The following is a 346-nucleotide window of genomic DNA, read 5'->3' on the forward strand; positions in this document are numbered from 1 at the left end:
ATTCGAACCCCCGCGCGACTCTCGCCGCCTGTCGGTTTTCAAGACCGATCCCTTCAGCCGAACTTGGGTATACCTCCGAGATATAAACCTTTAGTGGTGGACCTTGTAGGACTCGAACCTACGACCGGACGGTTATGAGCCGTCTGCTCTAACCAGCTGAGCTAAAGGTCCTTTATGGTAGCGGCGGAGGGGATCGAACCCCCGACCTCACGGGTATGAACCGTACGCTCTAGCCAGCTGAGCTACACCGCCATAAATGATATTAAAATAAGTGGAGCCTAGCGGGATCGAACCGCTGACCTCCTGCGTGCAAGGCAGGCGCTCTCCCAGCTGAGCTAAGGCCCCA

Annotated in this window: 3 tRNA genes; all 3 read right to left on the reverse strand. The window is 56.4% G+C overall.

The features are described 5' to 3' along the window. Positions 1-94 precede the first annotated feature (94 nt). The 3 genes from ACQRBL_RS32665 to ACQRBL_RS32675 all read right to left on the reverse strand — a co-directional run bounded on the left by ACQRBL_RS32665 (position 95) and on the right by ACQRBL_RS32675 (position 345). A tRNA-Ile gene (locus ACQRBL_RS32665) sits at positions 95-171 on the reverse strand. A gap of 4 nt (positions 172-175) precedes the next feature. Then, positions 176-252: transfer RNA gene (locus tag ACQRBL_RS32670), tRNA-Met, on the reverse strand. Positions 253-272: 20 nt separating this feature from the next. Continuing rightward, a tRNA-Ala gene (locus tag ACQRBL_RS32675) sits at positions 273-345 on the reverse strand. Between the last annotated feature and the right edge of the window lies 1 nt (position 346).

The organism is Bacillus sp. AF62 (genome assembly GCF_050312695.1).
Classification (GTDB): domain Bacteria; phylum Bacillota; class Bacilli; order Bacillales; family Bacillaceae_G; genus Bacillus_A; species Bacillus_A cereus.